Source organism: Saccharothrix sp. AJ9571 (assembly GCF_021725495.1).
In the GTDB taxonomy this organism is placed as follows: Bacteria; Actinomycetota; Actinomycetes; order Mycobacteriales; family Pseudonocardiaceae; genus Amycolatopsis; species Amycolatopsis magusensis.
The window spans coordinates 660,307-667,745 of record NZ_CP091382.1 but is presented as its reverse complement, the minus strand read 5'-3'; the positions used below and the strand labels follow the sequence as shown (position 1 = coordinate 667,745).

1 protein-coding gene (running past one end of the window) is annotated in these 7,439 nt (G+C 71.1%); it reads left to right on the top strand.

Annotated elements, in window-relative coordinates; all coding sequences use genetic code 11:
- Positions 1 to 10 precede the first annotated feature (10 nt).
- Positions 11 to 7,439: the start of an SDR family NAD(P)-dependent oxidoreductase gene (locus L3Q67_RS03000; RefSeq protein WP_499188072.1), read on the top strand. Its footprint extends 22,262 nt past the window's final position; 7,429 of the gene's 29,691 nt are visible here — the first part of the coding sequence; its start codon is at positions 11 to 13; its stop codon lies beyond the right edge, outside the window.

The window sequence follows — 7,439 nt, the reverse complement described above, 5'->3', positions numbered from 1 at the left end:
GGACGGGTTGATGACCGACTCCACCAACCAGTACGTCGAGGCGCTGCGCTCGTCCTTGAAGGAGATCGAGCGTCTCCGCAAGCAGAACCAGCAGCTGGTGGCGTCCGCCGTGGAGCCGATCGCCATCGTCGGCATCGGGTGCCGGTACCCGGGCGGGGTGAGCGGCCCGGAAGAGTTGTGGGACCTGGTCGCCGAGGGCCGCGACGCGATCGGCGGCTTCCCGCTCGACCGCGGCTGGGACGTCGAAGCCCTGCGCAGCGCCACCTTCGAGGGCGGGTTCCTGTCCGATGTGGCCGACTTCGACGCGGGCTTCTTCGGCATCTCGCCGCGGGAAGCCGTGGCGATGGACCCGCAGCAGCGGTTGGTGCTGGAAACCGCGTGGGAGGCACTGGAGCGCGCCGGGATCGACCCGCTTTCCCTGCGGGGCAGCCAGACCGGCGTGTTCCTCGGCACCACCGGCCAGGACTACGGAGCTCTGACCGCGCAGTCCGGTGAGGGTGACGCCTTCACCACCACCGCCTCGGTGGCGAGTGTGATCTCCGGCCGCGTCTCCTACACCTCCGGGCTCGAAGGCCCGGCGGTCACCGTCGACACGGCCTGCTCGTCGTCGCTGGTGTCGCTGCACCTCGCCGTGCAGGCGCTGCGGCAGGGCGAGTGTGAGCTGGCGCTGGCCGGTGGCGTGATGGTGATGTCGACGCCGACCGGGTTCGCCGCGTTCACCCAGCAGGGCGGGCTCGCCGGGGACGGCCGGTGCAAGTCGTTCGCGGAGGCCGCCGACGGCACGGGCTGGTCCGAGGGTGTCGGTGTGCTCGCGCTGGAGCGGGTGTCCGACGCGCAGCGCAAGGGCCACAAGATCCTCGCCGTGGTGCGGGGTTCCGCGGTCAACCAGGACGGTGCCTCGAACGGCCTGACCGCGCCAAACGGCCCGTCTCAGCAGCGCGTGATCCGCGCGGCACTGGCGAACGCGGGCCTGAACCCGGCCGATGTGGACGCCGTGGAAGCCCACGGCACCGGCACGGTCCTGGGTGACCCGATCGAAGCGCAGGCTGTGCTCGCGACCTATGGACAGGAGCGGGAAATCCCGCTGCTGCTCGGGTCGATCAAGTCGAACCTCGGGCACCCGCAGGCGGCGGGCGGGGTCGCCGGGATCATCAAGATGGTCATGGCGCTGCAACACGCCGTGCTGCCGAAGAGCCTGCACATCGACGCGCCTTCGTCCAATGTGGAGTGGGACGCGGGTTCGGTCGAGCTGCTGACCGAGCGGCGGGACTGGCCGGAGACCGACCACCCGCGTCGCGCCGGTGTCTCGTCGTTCGGCGTCAGCGGGACCAACGCGCACATCATCCTGGAGCAGGCCCCGGCCGCCGAGGTGGTCGAGGAGCCCGCCGAAGTCGAGCCCGCGGTGGTGCCGTGGCTGGTTTCCGGCCGCAGCGCCGAAGCGCTGGACGCGCAAATCGGGCGACTTCGGTCCTTTGTGGATTTGTCGACGGCCTCGCCGCTGGACATCGGCCTTTCGCTGGCCACCACCCGCTCGGCGTTCGAGCACCGCGCGGTGCTGGTGGACGGTTTCACCGAGGTCGCCAGGGACGCCGCGTCCGACCGGCTGACCGCTTTCCTGTTCTCCGGCCAGGGTTCGCAGCGGATCGGCATGGGCCGTGAGCTGTACGAGCGCTTCCCGGTGTTCAAGGCCGCGCTGGACGAGGTGTTCGAGCACCTGGACGTCCGCGACGTCATGTGGGGCGACGATCAGGAAGCGCTGAACCAGACCGGGAACGCGCAGCCCGCGCTCTTCGCCATCGAGGTGGCGTTGTTCCGCCTGGTCGAATCGCTGGGCATCAAGCCGGACTACCTCGCCGGGCACTCCATCGGTGAGATCGCCGCCGCGCACGTGGCGGGGGTGCTCAACCTGGAAGACGCGTGCACGCTGATCAAAGCCCGCGCCCGGTTGATGCAAGCCTTGCCAACCGGTGGAGCGATGGTGGCGATCAAGGCCACCGAGGACGAAATCACCCTCACCGAGGGCGTTTCGATCGCCGCGGTCAACGGGCCTTCGTCCGTGGTCATCGCGGGTGAGGAGGCCGCGGTCCTGGAGATCGCGGCTGGCTTCGAGAAGACTTCGCGGTTGAAGGTCTCGCACGCCTTCCACTCGCCGCTGATGGACCCGATGCTGGACGATTTCCGCGCGGCCATCGAGGGCCTGACCTTCCACGAGCCGCAGCTCCAGCTGGTCACCACCGGCGATGTGACCGCAGTGGACTACTGGGTGAACCACGCGCGGGACACCGTGCGGTTCGCCGACAACGTGCGCAGGCTGGCCGAGCAGGACGTGACCGCGTTCCTGGAGCTGGGCCCGGACGGCGTGCTGTCCGCGATGGCGCTGGAAAGCGTCGAAGCGGTGGCCGTCCCGCTGCTGCGCAAGGACCGTCCCGAGGAGTCGGCCGCCGTCGCCGCGCTGGCCCGGCTGCACGTCAGCGGCGTCACCGTGGACTGGGCGCCGCTGTTCGCCCGCACGGGCGCGCGCAAGATCGACCTGCCCACCTACGCCTTCCAGCGGCAGCGGTACTGGGCTTCGGCCGCGCGCACCTCGGGTGACGTCCGCGCCGCCGGTCTGGGGGCCGTCGAGCACCCGGTGCTGGGCGCGACCATCGACCTCGCCGCCGGTGAAGGACTGCTGTTCACCAGCCGGTTGTCGCTGCGCACGCACTCGTGGCTGGCCGACCACAACGTGCAGGGCCGCGTACTGCTGCCGGGTACCGCCTTCGTCGAACTCGCACTGCGGGCCGGGGAAGACCTCGGTCTCGACCGGATCGACGAGCTGACCCTGGCCGCGCCACTGGTCATCCCCGAGGAAGGCGCGCTGCAACTCCAACTGCACCTCGGCGCGCCCGACGAGGGCGGACGGCGTTCGGTCGCGGTGTACTCGCGGCCCGAGGGCGCAACCGAGCTGCCCTGGACCCCGCACGCCACCGGTTTCCTGGCCGAGGGCGCGCAGCCACCCGCGTTCGACTTCACCGCCTGGCCGCCCGCCGGTGCCGAGCCCGTCGACGTGACCGGGCACTACGAGCGCTTCGCCGAGCTGGGCTTCCGCCACGGACCGACCTTCCAGGGGCTCAAGGCCGCCTGGAAGCAGGGCGAGGACGTGCTCTTCGCCGAGGTCGCGCTGCCGGAGTCGGCCGAGCGGGACGCCGGCCGGTTCGTGCTGCACCCCGCGCTGCTGGACGCGAGCCTGCACGCCGCCGGATTCGCCGACCTCGGCGAGGTCAGCCGAGGCGGGCTGCCGTTCTCCTGGGAAGGCGTTTCGGTGCACGCCACCGGGGCGACCGCGTTGCGGGTGCGGCTGGCGCGCGGCGCCGGTGACGCCGTGGCGATCGAGGTGGCCGACACCGCCGGTGGTCCGGTCGCGTCGGTCGAAGGACTGCTGGCACGGGCGGCCACGGCGATCGCCGAGCCGAGCGTCGCGGCCAGTTCGCTGTTCAAGCTCGACTGGGTGCCCGCGCGTGCCGCGGCCGAGCCGGAGTTCGCCACCCACACCGATCTCGCGTCCATTGTGGACGTGCCGCCGGTGGTGGTGTTCCCGGTGGAAACCCCGCGGGACGACGTGGTCGCCTCCGTGCACGAGGTGACCGCCCGGGTGCTGGGCGTGCTGCAGGAGTGGTTGCGGGAGGAGCGGTTCGCCGACTCCCGTCTGGTTTTCGCCACCGAAGCGGGCCTGGTGGGTTCCGCGGTCTGGGGTCTGGTGCGCTCGGCGCAGTCGGAGAACCCGGGCCGCTTCGGGCTGGTGGAACTCGAGCCCGGCGCGTCGGTGGCGCAAGCGCTTGCCACCGAAGAAGCGCAGGTCGCCGTCCGGGATGGCAGCGTGCTCGCGCCGCGGGTGGCGCGGACGGAAGCGGGCGAGCGGGCCACCTGGGACCCGGACGAACTCGTGCTGATCACCGGTGGCACCGGCGGTCTGGGCGGAGTGCTCGCCCGGCACCTGGTGAACGAACACGGCGTGCGGAACCTGCTGCTGGTCAGCCGCCGTGGCGAGGCGGACGTCTCGGACATCGATGCCAACGTGCAGGTCGTCGCCTGTGATGTGGCGGACCGGGACGCACTCGCGGAATTGCTGGCGCAGCACGATGTGAAGGCCGTCGTCCACACGGCCGGGGTGCTCGACGACGGCGTGATCGGCTCGCTGGACGCGGACCGCCTGAACACCGTGCTGCGGCCCAAGGTCGATGCGGCCTGGAACCTGCACGAGCTCACCAGCGACCTGTCCCAGTTCGTGCTCTACTCCTCGGCGGCGGGCACCTTCGGCACGCCGGGCCAGGGCAACTACGCGGCCGCAAACGCTTTCCTCGACGCACTCGCGGCTCACCGCCGGGTTGCCGGGCTGCCCGCGGTGTCACTGGCCTGGGGTGCCTGGGACCCGTCGATCGGGCTCACCGGCGGGCTGTCCGAAGCCGAGCTGACGAAGATCACCGGCTCCGGCATGCCGCCGCTGTCGATCGAGCAGGGGCTCGAACTGTTCGACCTCGCGGTGGCCGGGGCGGACGCCGCCGTGCTGCCGGTGCGGCTTGATCTGCCCGTCCTGCGGGGCCGGGCGGAGATCCCGCCACTGCTGCGCGGGCTGATCCGCGCCCGCTCGCGGCGGGCCGTGGCGGGCTCGGAGACCGCGACTTCGCTGGTGCAGCGACTTTCCGCCCTGTCCGAGGCCGACCGCACCGACGCGCTGGTCGACCTGGTCCGCGGTCAGGTCGCCGCCGTGCTGGGGCACCTCGGCGCGGAGTCGGTGGACCCCGAGCAGGCCTTCCAGAACCTGGGCTTCGACTCGCTGACCGCCGTCGAGTTGCGCAACCGCCTGGGCACGGCGACCGGCCTGCGCCTGCCAGCTACGCTGATCTTCGACTACCCGAACACCGCCTCGCTGGCCGCCTACCTGGCCGACGAGCTGTTCGACGGCCGTGAAAGCCACCTTCACGGCACCGAGTCGCGCCGTGAAAGCCACATTCACGGCACTGACGACCCCATCGTGATCGTCGGGATGGGCTGCCACTACCCGGGCGGGGTGGACTCGCCGGAGGACCTGTGGCGCCTGGTGTCCGAGGGCGCCGACGCGATCTCCGAGTTCCCGGCGGACCGCGGCTGGGACCTCGACACGCTCTACAACTCCGACCCTGACCACTTCGGCACCTCCTACACCCGCTACGGCGGTTTCCTCGGTGGCGCGGGGCAGTTCGACCCCGAGTTCTTCGAGATGAGCCCGCGGGAGGCGATGGCGACCGACGCGCAGCAGCGGCTCCTGCTCGCCACCGCGTGGGAAGCCTTCGAGCGCGCCGGCATCGACCCGGCCTCGTTGCGCGGCAGCGCGACCGGGGTGTTCGCCGGGGTGATGTCCAGCGACTACAGCACCCTCATCGACGACGAGGCGTTCGAGGGCTACCAGGGCACCGGCACCGCGGGCAGCGTGCTGTCCGGCCGCGTCGCCTACTCGCTCGGCCTGGAAGGCCCGGCGGTCACCGTCGACACGGCTTGCTCGTCTTCGCTGGTCGCGCTGCACCTCGCCGCGCAGGCGCTGCGCAGCGGGGACTGCACGCTCGCGCTCGCCGGTGGCGTGACCGTGATGGCCACGCCGGGTTCGTTCATCGCCTTCTCCCGCCAGCGCGGGCTCGCGCAGGACGGCCGGTGCAAGTCCTTCGCCGACGCCGCCGACGGCGTGGGCTGGTCCGAGGGCGTCGGCCTGCTGGTGCTGGAGAGGCTGTCCGACGCCCAGCGCAACGGGCACACCATCCTCGCCACCGTCCGCGGTTCGGCGATCAACCAGGACGGCGCATCCAACGGCCTGACCGCACCCAACGGCCCCTCACAGCAGCGCGTCATCCGCCAGGCGCTCGCGTCGGCTGGTCTGTCCACTTCGGACGTGGATGCGGTCGAGGCGCACGGCACGGGGACCACCCTCGGTGACCCGATCGAGGCGCAGGCGCTCCTGGCCACCTATGGCCGTGATCGCGAAACGCCGTTGCTGCTCGGCTCGATCAAGTCGAACATCGGGCACACGCAGGCCGCCGCCGGTGTCGCCGGGGTGATCAAGATGGTCATGGCCATGCGGTACGGCCAGTTGCCGCGGACGCTGCACGTCGACGCGCCTTCGTCCCATGTGGACTGGGAGGCCGGGGCGGTCGACCTGCTCACCGCGCCGGCCGACTGGCCGGAGTCCGGCCGCCCGCGCCGGGCCGCGGTGTCCTCGTTCGGGGTCAGCGGCACCAACGCGCACGTGGTGCTGGAGCAGGCGACCTCGGTGGCACCGCGGGTGATCGAGCCGGTGGTGGAGCCGAAGGCGGTGCCGCTGCCGATCTCGGCGAAGACGGCCGCCGCGCTGGACGGCCAGGTCGAGCGCATCCGCGCCTTCGACGCGCCGCCGGTCGACGTCGGTTTCTCGCTGGTCACCACACGAACGACCTTCGAGCACCGGGCCGTGCTGATCGACGGCACCGAGGTCGCGCGGGGAACCGCGATCCAGCGTCCGCTCACGTTCTTGTTCGCGGGCCAGGGCTCGCAGCGGCTCGGCATGGGTCGCGAGCTGTACGACCGCTTCCCGGTGTTCGCCGCCGCGCTGGATGAGGTCTTCGAGCACCTTGATGTCCGTGACGTCATGTGGGGTGACGACCAGGAAGCGCTGAACCAGACGGGCAACGCGCAGCCCGCGTTGTTCGCGCTGGAAGTGGCGTTGTTCCGGCTGGTCGAATCGCTGGGCATCAAGCCGCAATCGCTTGCGGGCCATTCGATCGGTGAGATCGCCGCGGCTCACGTCGCCGGGGTGCTGTCGCTCGAAGACGCATGCACGCTCATCGAGGCTCGGGCGCGGCTGATGCAGGCTTTGCCGACCGGTGGTGCGATGGTGGCGATCAAGGCCACCGAAGCCGAAATCACCCTCACCGAGGGCGTTTCGATCGCCGCGGTCAACGGGCCTTCTTCTGTGGTCATCGCCGGTGAGGAAACCGCGGTCCTGGCCATCGCCTCCGGGTTCGAAAAGACCTCGCGTCTCAAGGTTTCGCACGCGTTCCACTCGCCGTTGATGGACCCGATGCTGGAGGATTTCCGGGCCGCTATCGAGGGCCTGACCTTCCGCGAACCCCGCATCCCGATGCCGGGTGACGTCACCAACGTGGACTACTGGGTCCGCCACGTCCGCGACACCGTCCGGTTCGCCGACCACCTCGCCGCCGACGCGGCCTACCTCGAACTGGGGCCGGACAGCACGTTGTCCGCGATGGCCGCCGAGGTGGCCGAGGTCGCGGTCCCGGCGCTGCGCAAGGACGGCGACGAGGAAACCGCCTTCGCCACCGCGCTGGCCCGCCTGCACGTCAACGGCGTGTCCCTGGACTGGCGGCGGTTCTTCGACGGCACCGGCGCCCAGCGCGTCGACCTGCCCACCTACGCCTTCCAGAACCGCTGGTTCT